The sequence below is a fragment of the Stutzerimonas sp. LR2 genome, from assembly GCF_055755175.1.
Genome location: NZ_JBVTRR010000001.1, coordinates 664,302 through 681,349, shown reverse-complemented (window position 1 = coordinate 681,349; position 17,048 = coordinate 664,302). Strand labels below are relative to the sequence as shown.

General features: G+C 67.8%; 13 protein-coding genes. 2 read left to right on the top strand and 11 right to left on the bottom strand.

Annotated elements, in window-relative coordinates; translation table 11 throughout:
* Positions 1 to 3: 3 nt before the first annotated feature.
* The gene (gene znuC / locus ACVRRC_RS03140) at positions 4 to 774 is read right to left on the bottom strand and encodes a zinc ABC transporter ATP-binding protein ZnuC (RefSeq protein ID WP_013981213.1); all 771 of its coding nucleotides are present in this window, start codon (positions 772 to 774) and stop codon (positions 4 to 6) included.
* Entirely contained in the window at positions 771 to 1,256 is a 486-nt protein-coding gene (zur, locus tag ACVRRC_RS03135; RefSeq protein WP_013981214.1) for a zinc uptake transcriptional repressor Zur, read from the bottom strand. Before zur ends, znuC begins: the two co-directional genes overlap by 4 nt.
* Before the next feature lie 64 nt (positions 1,257 to 1,320).
* Here zur and znuA point away from each other — a divergent pair, with 64 nt between their 5' ends.
* Positions 1,321 to 2,331 (top strand): zinc ABC transporter substrate-binding protein ZnuA, encoded by a 1,011-nt coding sequence (gene znuA, locus ACVRRC_RS03130; protein ID WP_472996616.1) that lies wholly within the window; start codon positions 1,321 to 1,323, stop codon positions 2,329 to 2,331.
* 138 nt (positions 2,332 to 2,469) lie between these two features.
* Here znuA and aptA read toward each other — a convergent pair whose 3' ends face one another.
* Complete coding sequence (gene aptA / locus ACVRRC_RS03125) at positions 2,470 to 3,789, bottom strand: omega-aminotransferase AptA (protein ID WP_472996615.1); 1,320 nt, start codon at positions 3,787 to 3,789, stop codon at positions 2,470 to 2,472.
* Between the two features lie 186 nt (positions 3,790 to 3,975).
* On the opposite strand from aptA, the gene ACVRRC_RS03120 reads away from it, so the two are divergent.
* Entirely contained in the window at positions 3,976 to 5,469 is a 1,494-nt protein-coding gene (locus ACVRRC_RS03120) for an aldehyde dehydrogenase (protein ID WP_061374476.1), read from the top strand.
* A 101-nt stretch (positions 5,470 to 5,570) separates the two neighbouring features.
* On the opposite strand, the gene ACVRRC_RS03115 is transcribed toward ACVRRC_RS03120, so the two are convergent.
* From ACVRRC_RS03115 to ACVRRC_RS03080, 8 genes are all read right to left on the bottom strand, one after another.
* Positions 5,571 to 6,974, bottom strand: a complete 1,404-nt coding sequence (locus tag ACVRRC_RS03115; RefSeq protein ID WP_011911299.1) for a glycosyltransferase family 2 protein — start codon at positions 6,972 to 6,974, stop codon at positions 5,571 to 5,573.
* On the bottom strand, positions 6,971 to 8,095 hold the full coding sequence (locus ACVRRC_RS03110; protein WP_017245987.1) for a HEAT repeat domain-containing protein: 1,125 nt from the start codon (positions 8,093 to 8,095) through the stop codon (positions 6,971 to 6,973). The genes ACVRRC_RS03115 and ACVRRC_RS03110 overlap by 4 nt, the downstream gene beginning before the upstream one ends.
* On the bottom strand, positions 8,085 to 9,221 hold the full coding sequence (locus ACVRRC_RS03105) for a YaiO family outer membrane beta-barrel protein (protein WP_003282393.1): 1,137 nt from the start codon (positions 9,219 to 9,221) through the stop codon (positions 8,085 to 8,087). The genes ACVRRC_RS03110 and ACVRRC_RS03105 overlap by 11 nt, the downstream gene beginning before the upstream one ends.
* The gene (locus tag ACVRRC_RS03100) at positions 9,218 to 9,607 is read right to left on the bottom strand and encodes a response regulator transcription factor (protein WP_019407346.1); all 390 of its coding nucleotides are present in this window, start codon (positions 9,605 to 9,607) and stop codon (positions 9,218 to 9,220) included. Before ACVRRC_RS03100 ends, ACVRRC_RS03105 begins: the two co-directional genes overlap by 4 nt.
* Entirely contained in the window at positions 9,604 to 12,480 is a 2,877-nt protein-coding gene (locus ACVRRC_RS03095) for a CHASE3 domain-containing protein (RefSeq protein ID WP_472996614.1), read from the bottom strand. Before ACVRRC_RS03095 ends, ACVRRC_RS03100 begins: the two co-directional genes overlap by 4 nt.
* A gap of 127 nt (positions 12,481 to 12,607) precedes the next feature.
* On the bottom strand, positions 12,608 to 14,248 hold the full coding sequence (locus tag ACVRRC_RS03090; RefSeq protein WP_011911303.1) for a diguanylate cyclase: 1,641 nt from the start codon (positions 14,246 to 14,248) through the stop codon (positions 12,608 to 12,610).
* Positions 14,241 to 14,630, bottom strand: a complete 390-nt coding sequence (locus ACVRRC_RS03085; protein WP_003282388.1) for a response regulator — start codon at positions 14,628 to 14,630, stop codon at positions 14,241 to 14,243. Before ACVRRC_RS03085 ends, ACVRRC_RS03090 begins: the two co-directional genes overlap by 8 nt.
* Positions 14,627 to 17,038 (bottom strand): PAS domain S-box protein, encoded by a 2,412-nt coding sequence (locus ACVRRC_RS03080; RefSeq protein WP_013981223.1) that lies wholly within the window; start codon positions 17,036 to 17,038, stop codon positions 14,627 to 14,629. The genes ACVRRC_RS03085 and ACVRRC_RS03080 overlap by 4 nt, the downstream gene beginning before the upstream one ends.
* Positions 17,039 to 17,048 lie beyond the last annotated feature (10 nt).

The window sequence follows — 17,048 nt, the reverse complement described above, 5'->3', positions numbered from 1 at the left end:
TGTCTAGTGCTTGCAGTCCGGGCCGTGGACGTGGGGTTTGCCGATCACCACGCTGCCGTGCAGGTCGTGGCTGTGATCGTGCTGGTGGTGGTAGATCGCCAGGCTGCGCGCATCCTGGCCGAACAGCTCGACGAAGGCCGGGTCGCTGCTGACCTGTTCCGGATGTCCCGAGCAGCAGACGTGGCGGTTCAGGCAGACCACCTGATCGGTGGCACTCATCACCAGGTGCAGGTCGTGGGAGACCATCAGCACGCCGCAGCCGTAGCGGTCACGCAACACGCCGATCAGCCGGTACAGCTCGGCCTGGCCGGCGACGTCGACGCCCTGCACCGGTTCGTCCAGCACCAGCAGCTCCGGTTCGCGCAGCAGGGCGCGGGCGAGCAGCACGCGCTGCATTTCTCCGCCGGAGATCTTCTGCAGCGGGCTGTCGATCACATGCTCGGCACCGACTTCACCCAGCGCCGCGAGGGCGCGTGCGCGGTCGACGCCGGGGACCAGGCGCAGAAAGCGCAGCACCGACAAGGGCAGGGTGGGGTCGACGTGCAGCTTCTGCGGCATGTAGCCGACGCGCAGCCGCGGCTTGCGCCAGACCTGGCCATGGTCGGGCTTGAGCAGGCCGAGCACGGCGCGCACCAGGGTGGTCTTGCCGGCCCCGTTGGGGCCGATCAGGGTGACGATCTCGCCGCGATGCACCTGCAGTTGCGCGCCTTCCAGCACGTTCTGATTGGCGAAGCGCACATGGATGTCATCCAGCCGCAGCAGTACCTCGCTCATGCGGCGTTCCGGCAGTTCGAGCAGAGCCCGACGACTTCCACGGTCTGGCCTTCGACGGAGAAGCCGACGCTGCCCGCGGCGCTGTCGATGGCCTCGGCGATGGCCGGGCGCTCCAGCTCGATGGCGGTGTGGCAGAGACGGCAGATGAGGAACTGGCCCTGATGCGGATGCTCCGGGTGGTTGCAGCCGATGAAGGCGTTGAGTGAGGCGATGCGGTGCACCAGGCCGTTCTCCAAGAGGAAATCCAGCGCGCGGTACACGGTGGGCGGCGCGGCGCGTCGGCCGTCCTGCTCGCTCAGCACGGCAAGAATGTCGTAGGCGCCGAGCGGCTTGTGGCTCTGCCAGACCAGCTCCAGCACGCGCTTGCGCAGCGCGGTCAGGCGCACGCCCTGGCGCGCGCAGAGGCTGTCGGCTTCGGCCAGCGCGTGGCTGACGCAGTGGTCGTGGTCATGGGGCGTGCAGGCCAGCGGGGTCTTGGACATGGGCGGCGACGTGTTGGGGGAGAGACGTTATTATGTACCAATTCAACCCCTTCGAGTGATGCCCGTGAATCGTCTTTTCTCCCTCCCGTTGCTGGCGGCGCTGCTCGCCGGTGCCACCTGCGCCCAGGCCGAAGTGCGCGTTCTGACCAGCATCAAGCCCTTGCAGCTGATTGCCGCGGCGGTGCAGGACGGCGTCGGCCAGCCCGATGTGCTGCTGCCGGCCAGCGCCTCGGCGCACCACTATTCGCTGCGCCCGTCCGACGTGCGGCGTCTGCGCGATGCCGAGCTGTTCTACTGGATCGGTCCGGATCTGGAGAGCTTCCTGCCGCGCGCGCTGAGCGCTCGTGAAGGGATGACGGTGGCCGTGCAGGACCTGCCGAAGCTGACCCTGCGGCGCTTCGGCGATGCGCACACACATGCCGAGGACGATCATCACGATCACGATCACGATCACGACCACGACCACGACCACGACCACGACCACGACCGCGATGACGCGCATGAGCACGACCACGCCGCCCATGCCGACGAGCACGATCACGACCATCGTCCGGGTTCGCTCGATGCGCACCTGTGGCTGCTGCCGGCCAACGCCGTGGTGATCGCCGAGCGCATGGCGGCGGATCTGGCTGCTGCCGATCCGGCCAACGCCAGGCGCTACCAGGCCAACAGCAGCGCTTTCGCCGAGCGCGTCGAGGCACTCGACGGGCGGCTCAAGCAGCGTTTCGCCAAGGTGCAGAACAAGCCGTTCTTCGTCTTCCATGAGGCCTACGACTACTTCGAGGCCGCCTACGGGCTGCGCCATGCCGGCGTGTTCACTGCCGGTGGCGAAGCGCAGCCGGGCGCGCGGCATGTGGCGGCGATGCGCGAGCGCCTGCAGCAGGCCGGACCCAGCTGCGTGTTCAGCGAGCCGCCGGCGCGCCCGCGTCTGGCTGAAACGCTGACCGCCGGCTTGCCAGTGAAGATGGCTGAACTGGATGTGCTGGGCGTCGGCCTGCCGACGGACGCCAAGGGCTACGAACAGTTGCTCGAAGGTTTGGGCGACACCCTGGCGGACTGCCTGGAGTCGCTGTGATCTGGAGGCCTGTCTGGTGAGTTCAGTTGGTCAATTTCGGCGCCCATAGCCATCCGGACTTGCCTCGACCCACTCACCGCACAGGCCATTAGCGCCCGGCCTGATCTGACAGGCCGGGTCGCCTCCCGCAGCGCTGTGTCAGCCGGCTTTGCGGATGCCGTCGGCGAGCAGCTCCATCATCCGGTCGATCTCGGCCTTCTCGACGATCAGCGCCGGCGACAGCGCAATGGTGTCGCCGCTGGCGCGCACCAGCAGACCGTTCTCGAAACACTCGCGGAACACCTCGTAACCGCGCTTGCCGACGCCATCGGCATGGGCGGCGAACTGCACGCCGGCCACCAGCCCGACGGTGCGGATGTCGATCACGTTGGGTAGGTCACGCAGGCTGAACAGCGCCTCCTGCCAGTAGGGCTCCAGGTCGATGGCCTTCTGGAACAGGTTTTCCTGCTGATAGATCTGCTGGGTCGCCAGTGCCGCGGCGCAGGCCACCGGATGCCCGGAGTAGGTGTAGCCGTGGAAGAACTCGATGACGCTTTCCGGTCCCTGCATGAAGGCGTCGTACAGCCGTTCGGCGACGAACACCGCACCCATGGGGATCGCGCCGTTGGTCAGGCCCTTGGCACAGGTGAGGATGTCCGGCGTGACGCCCCAGCGCTGCGCGGCGAAGGCTTCGCCGACGCGGCCGAAGCCGGTGATGACCTCATCGAAGATCAGCAGGATGCCGTGCTTGGCGGTGATCTCGCGCAGCCGCTGCAGATAGCCCACCGGCGGCAGGATCACCCCGGCCGAGCCGGACATCGGCTCGACGATCACCGCGGCTATATTCTCCGCGCCATGCAGCGTCACCAGCCGCTCCAGCTCATCGGCGCGCTCCACGCCATGCTGCGGCAGGCCCTTGCTGAAGGCGTTGCGCTGCAGGTCGAGGGTGTGCGGCAGGTGATCGACGCCGGGTAGCATCGGGCCGAAGGCGCGGCGGTTGTTGGCCATGCCACCCACCGACATGCCACCGAAGCCGACGCCGTGATAGGCCAGCTCACGGCCGATCAAGCGGGTACGGCTGCCCTGGCCGATGGCGCGCTGATAGGCCAGGGCGATCTTCAGCGCGGTATCGGCCGATTCCGATCCGGAGTTGGTGAAGAACACCCGGTTCAGTCCCTCGGGGCTGATGGCGGCGAGCTTTTGCGCCAGCTCGAAGGGCAGCGGGTGGCCCATCTGGAAGGTCGGGGCGAAATCCATCCTGGCGATCTGCTTGCTCACCGCCTCGCTGATCTCGCGGCGCCCGTGGCCGGCATTGCAGCACCACAGGCCTGCCGTGCCGTCGAGCACTTGGCGGCCGTCGCTCGCCGTGTAATACATGCCTTCGGCGCGCTCCAGCAGGCGCGGACTGGCCTTGAACTGGCGATTGGCGGTGAAGGGCATCCAGAAGTGTTCGGGCGAGGTGGCAAAATCCTGGGACATGGGCGAGCTCCGGCGACGAGCGACTATGCTGCGACGGCGCCGCAGCGTTTTGATCGGAGTCTATGTTTAATAAAACGAACAAAACAAGGCGATTGACCGGCCGTTCGTAAAAAATATTGATAGGGTCCGCGCCGCTGGTTTAGGGTGCCTTTTCAACAGCCCCGAAGACCTGAGAGAGGATGCACCATGCCCACCCTGACCCTCGCCGACTGGCAACAGCGTGCCCGCGACCTGCACATCGAAGGTCGCGCCTTTATCCAGGGTGAGTATTGCGCCGCGGCGGATGGAGGCCAGTTCGACTGCATCAGCCCGGTGGACGGGCGAGTGCTGGCCCAGGTCGCGAGCTGCGACCAGGCCGATGCCGAGCGTGCAGTGGCCAGCGCCCGTACCGCATTCGAGGCAGGCAGCTGGGCGAAGCTGGCGCCGGCCAAGCGCAAGGCGGTGCTGATTCGCTTCGCCGATCTGCTGGAAGCGAACCGCGAGGAGCTGGCCCTGCTGGAGACCCTCGACATGGGCAAGCCGATCGGCGACTCGCTGGCGGTGGACATCCCCGGTGCGGCGCGGGCGCTGCGCTGGAGCGGCGAGGCGATCGACAAGATCTACGACGAGGTGGCGGCCACGCCCCACGACCAGCTGGGCCTGGTCACCCGCGAGCCGGTCGGCGTGGTGGCGGCCATCGTGCCGTGGAATTTCCCGCTGATGATGGCCTGCTGGAAGCTCGGCCCGGCACTGGCCACAGGCAACTCGGTGGTGCTCAAGCCGTCCGAGAAGTCGCCGCTGACCGCCATCCGCATCGCCCGGCTGGCGATCGACGCCGGCATTCCGGCCGGTGTGCTCAATGTCCTGCCAGGCTACGGTCACACCGTCGGCAAGGCGCTGGCGCTGCACATGGACGTCGACACGCTGGTCTTTACCGGCTCCACGCGGGTGGCCAAGCAGCTGATGATCTACGCCGGCGAGTCGAACATGAAGCGCGTCTGGCTGGAGGCGGGCGGCAAGAGCCCGAACATCGTCTTCGCCGATGCGCCCGACCTGCAGGCGGCTGCCCAGGCGGCGGCGGGTGCGATCGCCTTCAATCAGGGCGAGGTCTGCACTGCCGGTTCGCGGCTGCTGGTGGAGCGTTCGATCAAGGAGCGCTTCCTGCCCATGGTGGTGGAGGCGCTCAAGGGCTGGAAGCCGGGCAACCCGCTGGACCCTTCGACCAACGTCGGCGCCCTGGTGGACACCCAGCAGCTCAACACCGTGCTCGGCTACATCGACGCCGGGCGTCAGGCCGGCGCGCAGGTGCTGATCGGCGGCCAGCGGACGCTGGAGGAAACCGGCGGGCTGTACGTCGAGCCGACCATCTTCGATGGCGTCGACAATGCGATGAAGATTGCTCAGGAGGAAATCTTTGGCCCGGTGCTCTCGGTGATCAGCTTCGACAGCGCCGAGGAAGCGGTGGCGATCGCCAACGACACGCCCTACGGCCTCGCTGCCGCGGTGTGGACCGCCGACCTGTCCAAGGCGCACCGCACCGCACGGGCGCTGCGCGCCGGCAGTGTGTGGGTCAACCAGTACGACGGCGGCGACATGACCGCGCCGTTCGGCGGCTTCAAGCAGTCCGGCAACGGTCGTGACAAGTCGCTGCATGCCTTCGACAAGTACACCGAGCTCAAGGCGACCTGGATTCAGCTCTGACGGCATCCGTAGGGTGGATGTCGCCTTTTACATCCACCTTGTTGCACAGCCATGGTGGATCGATGAAGCGTGATCCACCCTACGGTCTTTTGAGCGTTCAGCTAGCTTTGCCCCCACTGCCCGCTGCGGCGCATCACGCCCCACTGGTGCTTGCGCCGGGAGAACCACTGCCAGAGACCGCGGCAGCGCCAGAGGGTGTTGAGCTGGCGGTAGCCGAAGTTCTCCAGCACGGCCATCAGGAATAGCTGCAGCATGTCGCGTCGACGGCTGTAGACGCGGAAGGACATGGTTTCCAGCAGCAGGCCGTTGACCGACAGCAGGATGCCCATGCCGATCGCCACCAGCAGGAAGGCGGCCAGCGCCGCGTAGGACACCGCGCCGAAGGCGAAGCCCGCCAGCATGAAGCCGTAGCCCACCAGTTCGATCAGCGGGCCGATCCACTCGAACAGCGCCATGAACGGCCAGGCCAGCCAGCCGGGCGTGCCGCCACGCAAGCTGAAGGCCAGGCGGGCATGACGCCCGAGGCTTTCGGCCAGGCCGCGCTGCCAGCGGCTGCGCTGCCGACCGAGGGTACCGAGGTCTTCCGGGCATTCGGTCCAGCAGATCGGGTCCGGCAGGTAGCGGATGCGGTAGGGGATGCGCTTTTCGCGGTGATAACGGTGCAGCCGCACCACCAGTTCCATATCCTCGCCGACCGTATCGGTGCGATAGCCGCCGACCGCCATCACCCGCTCGCGATCGAACAGGCCGAAGGCGCCGGAGATGATCAGCACGGCATTGAGCGGCGACCAGCCGAGGCGGCCGAACAGAAAGGCGCGCAGGTACTCGACGATCTGGAAGCGCGCCAGCCAGTTGCGTGGCAGCCCGGCCTGGATCAGGAAGCCGCCACGCACTTGCGAGCCATTGGCGATGCGCACCGTGCCGCCCGCGGCAATGGTGCGCTCGTCCTCGAGGAAGGGCTGAACCACGCGCAACAGGCTGTCGCGCTGCAGGATGGAGTCGGCGTCGACGCCACAGAACAGGCCGTAGCGCGCGGCATTGATACCGGCATTCAACGCATCGGCCTTGCCGCCGTTGGCCTTGTCGACCACGCGCAGGTTGGCGTAGCGGCGCGAGCGATAGATGGCCTGCACCGGCTGGTGGGCGACGGCCTGGCGCAACGGCTCGGGGTGCGGCACCAGGTCGAATTCCTCGATCAGCACGGCCAGGGTGCGGTCCTTGGAACCGTCGTTGATCACCACGATCTCGAATTCGGGGTACTGCAGCTGCAGCATCGAGCGCACCGAGGTGCGGATCGTCGCCTCTTCGTTGAAGGCCGGCATGAGCACCGACACCGGCGGTTCGACGCCGAGATAAGGCGCCAGCTCGCCGGTTTCTGCGCGCTGGCGGATGTAACCCATCAGGCTGCCCATCGACAGCAGGTTGAGCAGCAGGTACATGCCGTTGAGCAGCAGGAAATAGAGGATGAAGGCGACCTGCAGCCACCACAGCCAGTCGACCGTCACCGGCGCACCTCCGCGATGGCCCGGCGCAGGGCGTCCCTGCCGTAGCGGTCGTGCACCTGCTCGAGCAGCTGCTGCAGCGCGTCCGGGGATGCGCCGGGCAACGTCGCCAGGCTATCGGCGGCGGCCTGGCGCACCCACCAGCTGCGGTCGGCGAGCAGCGGCAGGAACAGCTCGCTGTCTTCCCGGCGTGCCTGCTTGTGCAGCGCCAGCAGGGCGGCCAGGCGCACGCCCTCCTGCTCGTGGCCGAGGGCGCGCAGCAGGCGTGGGCGGTCGCGTGGGTCGCCAAGCTCGCTGAGGCAGCGCAGCGCCACCTGCAGCTGCTCGACAGGCGCCCCCTGGTCCAGCCGTGCCCGCGCCCAGGGCGCGGCATGGCGCGGGTCGCCATGCACCAGCAGGCCGACCAGTCGCTCGCGGCGCGGGTCTGGCGAGCTGGACAGCACGATCAGTAGCGGCGTGGTCACTGCCTGCTCACCGGCCTGCTGGCACAGGCTGACCAGGCGCGGCAACGCCCAGTCGGGGCGTTCCACCGCCGCCGGCAGGATCAGCTGCATGGCCTTTGCCGGGTCCATGGCCACCAGCGTCTGCGCGGCGGCCAGGGCGACGATGGCGTTGCGGCTGAGCAATAGCGGCTGCACCGCGTCCCAATGGGTGGGGTCGGCCAGATGGCGCAGGCAGGTGAGGCCGATCAGCTTGCTGCGCACCCGCCCCCGTAACAGGAGCAGCGCCTGACGATCCATCCCCAGGGCGACCAGTGCGCGGTTCATGCGCTCGCGGGCGGCGCCGCGCAACTGCAGCTGGGTGCGGTTCCACTGCAGCAGAAACCAGAGCTGATGCCGCCGCGGCAGCGACGCGTGGGATGTCGGCACGTCATCGCTGAGGCTGCAGAGGGCGAAGTAGGGGCGCCACTGTTCGTTGAACTGCTGCCGGCGCACCGCACGCCGGCGCGACAGTTCGCCGAGCAGCAGCACCTGCAGCAGCACCAGCAGCGTCAACGCCCCGAGGCCGAAGGCGCAGTACAGCGCCAGCTGCAACATGCGGTCCTCAGGCCAGACGTGCAGCCAGAGCCGGGCGGGCGCCTCGCACAGCCAGGGAGGGCAGCCGGTCAGCAGGTCAGAACGCATGGCGCAGGCCGATCTGCAGCCACTGTCGGTCGTAGTAGCTGCCCTGCTGGTGATAGCCGACTTCCCAGCTCAGCGCCCAGCGGCTGTCGAACCAGTGACGACCCTGCAGGCTGACGGCGCGCACGTCGCTGGTGATCAGCTGCTGCTCTTCCACCGCTTCTTCCTCGCCCACGGTCAGGCGCAGGCCGGCGTAGCTCAGCCCCCGGTAGTAGTAGTCCAGCGCCAGATCGTGGCCGATCGGCGTGCCGGCGTTGGCCACGTCGGTCACGTTCAGGGTGTAGCCGGCGCGCCAGGCGTTCCAGTAACGCTCGGCGCTCAGCGCGAGGCGGTCGACGCGGGTGGTCTCGTACTCGGTGCGGCGAACGCTGACGGCACCGAGGTAGCCGTCCGGCAGGCGCCGTTGCAGGCGCAGATCGGCATGCCACTCGGGCAGGAAATAGGGTGAAGGCTGATAGCCGACCTCCGGCTGCAGCGTCCAGTTGTCGTCGAGCGGAATCACCGCGCCGGCCTCGACGCCTTCGTCCCATTCGCCGAAGCGCTGCTCACGCAGCAGCGCACCGTACCAGCCAAGGCTTTCCGGCCGGGTCGAGGTGTAATCCAGGCGCTGGCTGCGCCAGTTGTCGAAGCCGCTGTCCAGCCAGTCCTGACGCGCCGAGATCTCCAGCTCGTGACGGCGCTTGGTCGCGGCGGCCGTCACGGGTAGCGGGGCGGTCGCCGTGGTGGGCACGGTCAGCGCGGCGCGTGCCTGCTGGATCACCTGCTGCACCTCGGCGTAGTCCGGCGCGATCCTGGCGGCCCGTTCCAACGACGCCAGCGCGCGTTGCGGGCGCCCGGCCCAGAGCAGTGCCTGGCCCTCGCCGAGCAGGTAGTCGGCATTGTCCGGCTGCTGGCGCAGCAAGCGCTGGTAGATCGGCAAGGCCTGTTCCGGCCGGCCCTGCCAGCTCAACACCCGGGCCAGCAGGAACTGCGCGTCGGCGTCTTCCGGGTGCTGCGCCAGGTGTGCGCGCAGGGTCGCTTCGGCAGCGTCCAGTTGCTGCGCCTGCACCTGGCGCTCGGCCGTGGCGATATCCGCCAAAGCCGTGGTGCAGGGTATCGCCAGGGCAAGCAGCAGCAGCGCGCGCTTCATCGGCGCCCCCTCAGCAGACGACGAATGCGTGCCAGCAGTTCCTCCGGCTGGAAGGGTTTGGTCACGTAGTCGTCGGCGCCCAGTTCCAGCGCGCGGACGATATCCACCTCGCGTGCCTTGGCGGTCAGCATCAGCACCGGCACGTTTTCCCAACCGGCCTGTGCCCGTAACCGTTCGATCAACTCCAGACCGTCGTGATAGGGCAGCATGATGTCCATCAGGGTCAGGTCCGGTGGGGCGGCCTGGGCGAAATGATCGAGCGCCTGGCGGCCATCGGCGGCATGGTCGACGACGAAACCGTGGCGTTCGAGCATGTAACGGATGAGGAAGGCGATGTCTTCTTCGTCTTCCACCATGAGGATGCGCTTGCTGGCGGATTCGCTCATGCATGAACCTCGTCAGAGTGAGTGTGGCCCGGTGGCCAGTGCTGCAACAGGTGCTGGATCAGCCTGGCCAGCTCGTCGCCGTCGTGACGGGACTTGACCAGCTGGCGCAGCGCCAGGCGGTTGTCCTGGATCGGGGTGTCGAGCGCGGAAAAGATGATCACCGGTGGGGGCGGAATGCTCTGCGCCAGCTGGTCGAACAGCTCGGTGCCGTCGCCGTCGGGCAGCATCAGGTCGATGATGGCGAGATCGAAGGGCTGCGCGCTGATCAGCTGACGCGCCTCCTGCAGGGTGGCGGCGCCGGCCAGGTCGACGTCGAGCATGGCGATCTGCTTGGCCAGCAGTACGCGCAGGTCGTCGTCGTCCTCCACGTGCAGGATGCGCGGTTTCGACCCGCCGAGCTGCAGGCAGGCGCGAATCACCTCCATGACGCGGGAGGGGTCGATCGGCTTGTGCAGCCAGTCGATCACGCCTACCGCACCGCCGCGCAGCAGGCCGTCATCCTCATCCCGGCGCTGCGGCTGCACGCTGACGATCAGCACCGGCAGGTTGCGGTAGTGGTGTTGGCTGCGCAGGCTCTGCAGGAAGGCCACGCTGTTCTCGTCGTCCAGTGCCGGGCTGAGGGTCAGCGCCTGGACACGGTGCTGGCCGAGCAGTTCGCGTGCTTCGGCGGCAGCATGGGCGATCAGCGTGGCATAGCCGTGCTGGTGCAGCGCCTCGGCCAGCTGCTCGGCGGCGTGGCAATCGGGTTCGAGGATCAGAATAAGGGGCGTCTGCTGCGGCGCCGAGCCGAGGCTGAGTGGCTGCGCCGGTGCCTGCGGCTGGAGCGGCTGGGCGTGTTCCTCCAGCGGCAGCTGCAGCCAGAAGCGCGTGCCCTGGTCCGGCTGGCAATCGAAGCCGATCTTGCCGTTCATCTGCTGGACCAGCGAGCGGGTAATGGCCAGCCCCAGCCCGGTACCGCCGCGCTGACGCGCATCGGACGAATCGGCCTGGGCGAAGCGCTCGAAGATGCGCGAGCGGAAGGCTTCTGGTATGCCGGGCCCGCGATCCTGCACCCCGATCTCGAGCCTTTCGCCGCTGCGTCGCAGGTCGACCGTCACGCGTCCGCCGGCGGGGGAATGCTTGATCGCGTTGGACAGTAGATTGGCCATCACCTGAGCGAAGCGGTCAGGGTCGAGGGTTGCTTCACTGGAGGCCAGCTCGGGGGCGTCGAGGAATTCCAGGGTGACGCCGTAGTCCTGCCCGTACGGCGTGATGTCCGACAGCGCCTGCTGGACGAGCGGCCGCACGTCGTGCCGGCCCAGGTTGAACGCCAGGCGGCCCGCTTCCAGCTTCTCGATATCGAGGATGTCGTTGATCAGGCGCACTAGCCGCTCGCTGTTCTTGTGGGCGATGGTCAGCAGCGGACGGGCCTCGTCGCTGAGCTGCCCGGCGATACCGCCGATCAGCATGCCGAGCGCGCCGCGAATGGCGGTCAGCGGGGTACGTAGCTCGTGGCTGACGGTGGAGATGAATTCGGTCTTCATCTGCTCCATGCGCCGGCGCAGGGAGACGTCCACCGCCACCGTGACCACATGGCAGGTGCGCGCGGAGATGCGCAGCGGTCGCTTGACCACCTGGAACCAATGCTCGGTGCCGTGGGCGTCGGTCAAGGCGACCTCGGTGGTGCGCAGCTCCCCGCTGCTGCTCGCCAGGGCCGCCAGTTCGTCGTCGCCCAGCAGCAGCGGTCGCAGCAGGCGAGCGGAAGGCACCTCGTCGGGGTGGCGCTGCTCGATATCCTGCGGTCGCACGTCGAGCAGGGCGGAAAGCGCGGTGTTGCAGAGCAGGAAGCGGCCCTGGGCGTCGCGGACGAAGATGAGGTTGTCGTCGGTGTCCACCACCCGGCGCAGGAACAACTGCTGGTCGTGCAGGCTGTCACGGCTGCGCTGCAGCTCGCTGATGTCCCGTGCAATCGCCAGGTGGTCGCCCAGCCCGGTGGGCATCAGGCGAACCTCGAAGGTGCGCCGGGTCTGCACCTCGCACCAGGTGTTCTGCCGCAGACCGCTGTCTTCGTGCTGCTGGAGCAGGTCGTGCAGCAGGGGTTCGATGGCCGCGGGCTGGGGCGCCCGGCGAGCCGTTCCCGCGGCCAGGCTGGATACCTGCTGTCGGTGGTCCACCGCATAGAGGTAATCCGGAATGGCCTGCAGCAGCGCTCCGAGCCGAGCCTCGCCTGCCTGCGCCGCGCCGGCCAGCTGCTGGCGGATGCGCAGATTACGGTGTACCGCCCAGAAGGCGATGAGAAGCAGCGCGACCACCACCAGGCTGCCGATGAGGGCCAGACGCTGGGCCCGCTCGGTCGTCTGGGCAACGGCGCTGCTGGCTGCTTTCAGCTCGCGCCGCTCCTGTTGTTCCACTGCGTTGAGCAGCGCCCGCAGGCGATCCATCAGCAGGTTGCCGCCGGCGCCGCGCAAGCGCTCGGCGGCCGCCTGCAGGCCGGCGTCGCGGCGCGCCTGGACATTGCCGGCAGCCACCTGCAGGCGTTCGGCAATGGTTGCATCCAGCGTGCGGAACCAGCGCTGGTCGGGATAGCTGCGGCCTTCGACCAGTTGTTCCAGGCTACGCCGATAGCCCTCCAGCTGATTCAGGCCGCGCTCGTAGGGTTCGAGGTAGCTGGCATCGCCGGTCAGGATGAAACCGCGCGAGCCGGTTTCGATGTCCTGCAGGGAGGAGAGGATGGCCTGGACCGAGGTGATGACCTCCAGGCTATGGCTGACGGCCCGATTGGTCTGCAGCAGCGTTTCCTGGGTTCGCTTGCCCTGCCAGCCGAGGGCGGCGAGCAGCGCGAACGCAGCCAGAAATGCGATTGAATGCCAACCGATCGCGAGTCTTGCGGGCAAACCGGACTCCTTCCGCGGGGGAGACTGCATGGAACCCTGGCCGCCGCGCGATAGCGGAAACACCGGGACTCCCGAATATAGTCAGACCCCACAGACGCGGAGCGGTTCGCGACGAACGGTAGCGCCCTCAGCGCTCGGCGACCTGCACCTGATTACGGCCCTGGTGCTTGGCCAGGTACAGCGCCTGGTCGGCGCGCTCCAGCAGGACGCTGGCGGCGCTGTGCTCATCGGTTTCGCAGATGCCGGCGCTGAAGGTGACGCGAAACTCCTGATGGTCGCCCGCATTGAACGTCAGGGCGGCGAAGCGCACGCGTATCTCGTCGAAGATGCGCCTGGCCTGCAGCGCGCTGCATTCCGGCAGTACCGCGACGAACTCCTCGCCGCCGTAGCGGCCGAGGCTATCGATGCGACGCAGGCGCTGGCGCAGCAGGTTGGCCAGGGCGCGGATCACGTTGTCGCCGGCGGCGTGCCCATAGGTGTCGTTGACCTGCTTGAAGTGGTCGAGGTCGAGCATCACCACGCTTGCCGGTTTGCCGCTGCGGCTGCTGCGCTGCACCTCCAGTGCCAGCTGTTCCTTGATGTCGGCGTGCTTGAGCAGGCCGGTCAGGCTGTCGCGGGCCAGCGCGGTGCTCAGCGAGCGGGCACGCTGGGCATGCGAATAGACACCGGCCACCAGCGCGCTGTCGCTGATCGGCTTGGTGATGAAATCGTCGCCGGCCTTGAGCAGGGCGGCCATCTGCCGGTGGGTGTCGGTTTCCGCCGACAGGTAGATGATCGTCACCCGCAGCCACTCGTCATGCAGGCGGATCATCTGCGCCAGCTCCGGGCCCGAGCATTCCGGCATGTTGACGTCCAGCAGCACGACCTCGGGGTTGAAGCTGCGCATGGCGTCCAGCACGCGGGTCGGTTCGGTGAGGGTCTGCACCTGCATCTGCGCGTTGCGCAGCACCAGGCTGTAGCGCGCCGCCAGCTCGGCGTCGTCGTCGACGATCAGCACACGGAAGGGCTCGCCCTGCTGGCGGTCGAGGCAGCGCTCCAGGCTGTTTTCCAGCTGAGTGATGTCCAGCGGGCGGACGAAGAAGCCCTGGGCACCGGCGCGCACCGCAGCCAGCTGGCTGGCGAAGTCGTTGCGATCGTGGATCACCAGCAGCGGCAGGGGTTGCTCCAGGCTCTGCTGCAGCGCGGCCAGTGCATCGAACTCGCCTTCATGTTCGATGCCGACGATCAGCGCATCGGGCAGCTCGTTGGCCAGGGCCTGCTCGAGTGCGGCGAAATCATGCCACTGGCTGACCATGTAGCCGAAGTTGCGCAGGGTCACCGCCATGCTGGTGGCGGCGATCGGGTCGCGCTTCATCAGGTAGATGCGGCAGCCCGGCGCCGGCTCTTCGTGGTGCACCGGCAGCGCCGCTGCGCCTTCGCGCTCCTGCCCGGGTGTCTCGCTGGCCAGTTGCAGCAGGGCGGCGGCGAAGGCATCGGCGGCGCGGCTGCCGGGCTTGGCCGAGTCCAGCCAGCGATCGGCGCGCTGTTCGAGCTGCCGGGCGTTGTCCCCGAGGCTGGCGAAACCGAAGGTCCCGGCCGCGCCAGCCAGGCGATGGAGTCGCTCGCGCACGCTCAGCATCAGCTGGCGGCGGCTGCCGGTGGCGCGGGTCTGCTGCAGGTCACGGGCGAGCGTTGCCAGTTCTGCCAGGTCCGCCTGCAGGCGTTCGCCAAACTGCTGCTCAAGCTGGGTGAGCTGTTCCTGCAGCGCCAGGCGGGCACGCTCATCCATGCTCGGCCTCCCACACCTGCTGTAGCTGGGAGGCCAGCTGCAGGGGGTCGAAGGGTTTGTTCAACACCTGGCGCACACCGAGCTGGCGCAGCTCCTGCAGCCGCTCGGGCTGCAGATGACCGGTGAGAAAGACCACCGGAATCTGCTGCAGGTCCACCAGATCGCCGAGTTGGCGGACCAGCTCGATGCCATCCATCTGCGGCAGCATCACATCGAGCAGGATCAGGTCGGGGGCGAAGGCCTGAACCTGGTCCAGGGCCGCCTGGCCGGACGGACAGCTGAGCACCTCGAAGCCGCCGATCTTTTCCAGGGCGATGCGCGTCACCACCTGAATGGAAGGAACGTCCTCGACGTGCAGGATGCGCTTGAGCTGTCTGTTCACGAACTCTCCTTGGTTTCGCCCCGGACGGGCAGCTCGAACCAGAAGCAGGCGCCCTGGCCGGGTGCGGATTCGAAGCCGATCTGTCCGCCCATGTGCTCGATCAGCTCCTTGCTGATCGCCAGACCGAGGCCGGTGCCGCCCTGCTGGCGGCTGTCGGACGAATCGGCCTGGGCGAACTTCTGGAATACCCGTTCACGGAATTCGTCGGAAATGCCTGGGCCCCGGTCTCGGACGCTGACCCGCACGTGGCCGTCACGCATGCGGGCCGACAGTTCGACCTGCTCGCCGGGCGGCGAAAACTTCGCGGCGTTCGACAGCAGGTTGCTCAGCACTTGCTGCAGGCGCATGGCGTCGATTTCCACCTGCACCGCCGGGCAGTCGCCCAGGCGCAGCTGCACGCCATGGCGTTCGGCGTAGCTGCCATTACTGCGCAGGGCCAGCTCCAGCTGCGGCAGTAGCGGCTGCTCGAGCAGGTCGAAGCGCATCTTGCCGGCGTGCAGCTTGTCCATGTCCAGCAGGTCGTCGATCAGTGCCCCGAGGCGCTGGCTGTTCTGCTGGGCGATGTCCAGCAGCTCGCGCATCTGCCCGGGAACCTCGCCCATGACATTGGAGCAGACCAGCGCCAGCGCGCCGGTGATGGAGGTCAGCGGCGTGCGCAGCTCGTGGCTGACCGTGGAGATGAATTCGCGCTGCAGACGCTCGATGCGCTTGCGCTCGGTGATGTCGTGCAGCACGGCGACAGCGCCCAGCAGCTGGCCATCGGAGGTGTACAGCGGATCGGCGTTGGACAGCACATGGCGCGGCGTGCCCTGGCTGAGCAGGACCATCTCGTGATCGATCACGTGTTCGCCGCCAAGGGCGCGGCGCAGCGGGATCTCTTCCGGCTGCAGCGGCGTGACGCCATCGGCCCGGTACAGCTGGTAATGGCTGGCCCATTCGTCCGGTGACACCGGCGCGGCATCGGCGCCGTGCCATTGCTTGGCCTTCTCGTTGAACAGGGTCAGATTGCCCTCGGCGTCGCAGGCGATCACCGCCTCGCTCAACGCTTCGAGCAGACGCCGGTTCATTTCCTGCTGCTTGTCCAGCTCCAGCTGCTCGGCCTTGCGTGCGGTGATGTCGGTGACGAAACCGTGCCAGAGCACCGAGCCATCGACCTGTCGCAGCGGTGTGGCGCGCGCCTCGACCCAGATCAGGCCCTTGCGTGGGTGGTCGACGCGGTGCTCGCTGTGCCACGGCGTGAGCTCGGCGGCGGCCTTGCGGATGCTGCTCAACAGGGTGCTGCGATCGAGTGCGTGCACGCGCCCGACGATGGGCGCGAAGCTGCTGGCCAGCTGCCCCGGGCTGAGGCCGTAGATCTGCTCGACCCCTTCGCTGACGTAGGGAAAGCAGGAGCTGCCGTTGCCGCGCCAGTGAAACTGGAAAAGCATGCCCGGCACCTGCGCGGCGATCTGCTGCAGGCGCAGCTGCAGTTGTTCCTGGTAGGCCAGGTCGTAGGCGTTGATCAGGTAGCCACGCAGCTGTTCCTGTTCATCGTGGATGGCGGTGACGCCCAGCAGCACCGGCACTTCGCTGCCGCTCTGGTGGCGCAGGCGCCACTCGGACATCTCCCGGCGGCCAAGGTGCAGCGGCGCGGTGAGCACTGCGAATCCCGCTTCCACCGGCATCTCGAGTTCGCTGGAGAGCAGCTTGGCGCGCCGCTCCAGCGCTTCGTGGCGAAAGAGGGCAGTGGTCAGCGGGTGGCCGGCCAGCGCCTGCTCGCTGTAGCCGAGCAGGCGTTCGGCGGTCGGGTTGACGCTGGTGACGATGCCGTCCGGGCGGGTGATCAGCACGGCGCTGGAGGCGCTGTCGAGGATCGCCTGCTGCAATGCCGCCTGCTCGGCATGCCGGTGCGCCAGCAGGTGCTGCTCGAACAGGCGGATCACCTGGCGGCCCAGGCGTTCTAGGGTTTCCCGCTGTTCGCTGCTCAGCCGCCGCGGCTTGCGGTCGATGACGCACAGCGTGCCGAGGTTGTGGCCGTCCGGCGAGGTCAGCGGCGTACCGGCGTAGAAGCGGATGTGCGGATCGCCCTGCACCAGCGGGTTGTCGCGAAAGCGCGGATCCTGCAGCGCGTCGGGTACCTCGAAGATCTGCTCGCCGGTGATGGTGTAGGTGCAGAAAGAGATGTCACGCGGGGTTTCGCTGACGTCCAGGCCGACCCGGCTCTTGAACCACTGGCGGCGGTCATCGACCAGCGAGATCAGTGCAATCGGGGTGTCGCACATCTGCGCGGCCAGCGCGGTGAAGTCGTCGAAGGCGCTTTCTTCGGGCGTATCGAGGATTTCGTAACGCAGCAGGGCCGCCAGGCGCGAGAGTTCGCGTGGCTGCGCGGCGGATGGCATCGGCGCCGGGATTGCTTGCGGTGACTCCATCGTCGGTGCC

Bases quoted from the DNA above. Each gene is read 5' to 3' on its own strand.
- znuC (WP_013981213.1), bottom strand. From the start codon at position 774: ATGAGCGAGGTACTGCTGCGGCTGGATGACATCCATGTGCGCTTCGCC.
- zur (WP_013981214.1), bottom strand. From the start codon at position 1,256: ATGTCCAAGACCCCGCTGGCCTGCACGCCCCATGACCACGACCACTGC.
- aptA (WP_472996615.1), bottom strand. From the start codon at position 3,789: ATGTCCCAGGATTTTGCCACCTCGCCCGAACACTTCTGGATGCCCTTC.
- ACVRRC_RS03120 (WP_061374476.1), top strand. From the start codon at position 3,976: ATGCCCACCCTGACCCTCGCCGACTGGCAACAGCGTGCCCGCGACCTG.
- ACVRRC_RS03110 (WP_017245987.1), bottom strand. From the start codon at position 8,095: ATGCGTTCTGACCTGCTGACCGGCTGCCCTCCCTGGCTGTGCGAGGCG.
- ACVRRC_RS03105 (WP_003282393.1), bottom strand. From the start codon at position 9,221: ATGAAGCGCGCGCTGCTGCTGCTTGCCCTGGCGATACCCTGCACCACG.
- ACVRRC_RS03100 (WP_019407346.1), bottom strand. From the start codon at position 9,607: ATGAGCGAATCCGCCAGCAAGCGCATCCTCATGGTGGAAGACGAAGAA.
- ACVRRC_RS03090 (WP_011911303.1), bottom strand. From the start codon at position 14,248: ATGGATGAGCGTGCCCGCCTGGCGCTGCAGGAACAGCTCACCCAGCTT.
- ACVRRC_RS03080 (WP_013981223.1), bottom strand. From the start codon at position 17,038: ATGGAGTCACCGCAAGCAATCCCGGCGCCGATGCCATCCGCCGCGCAG.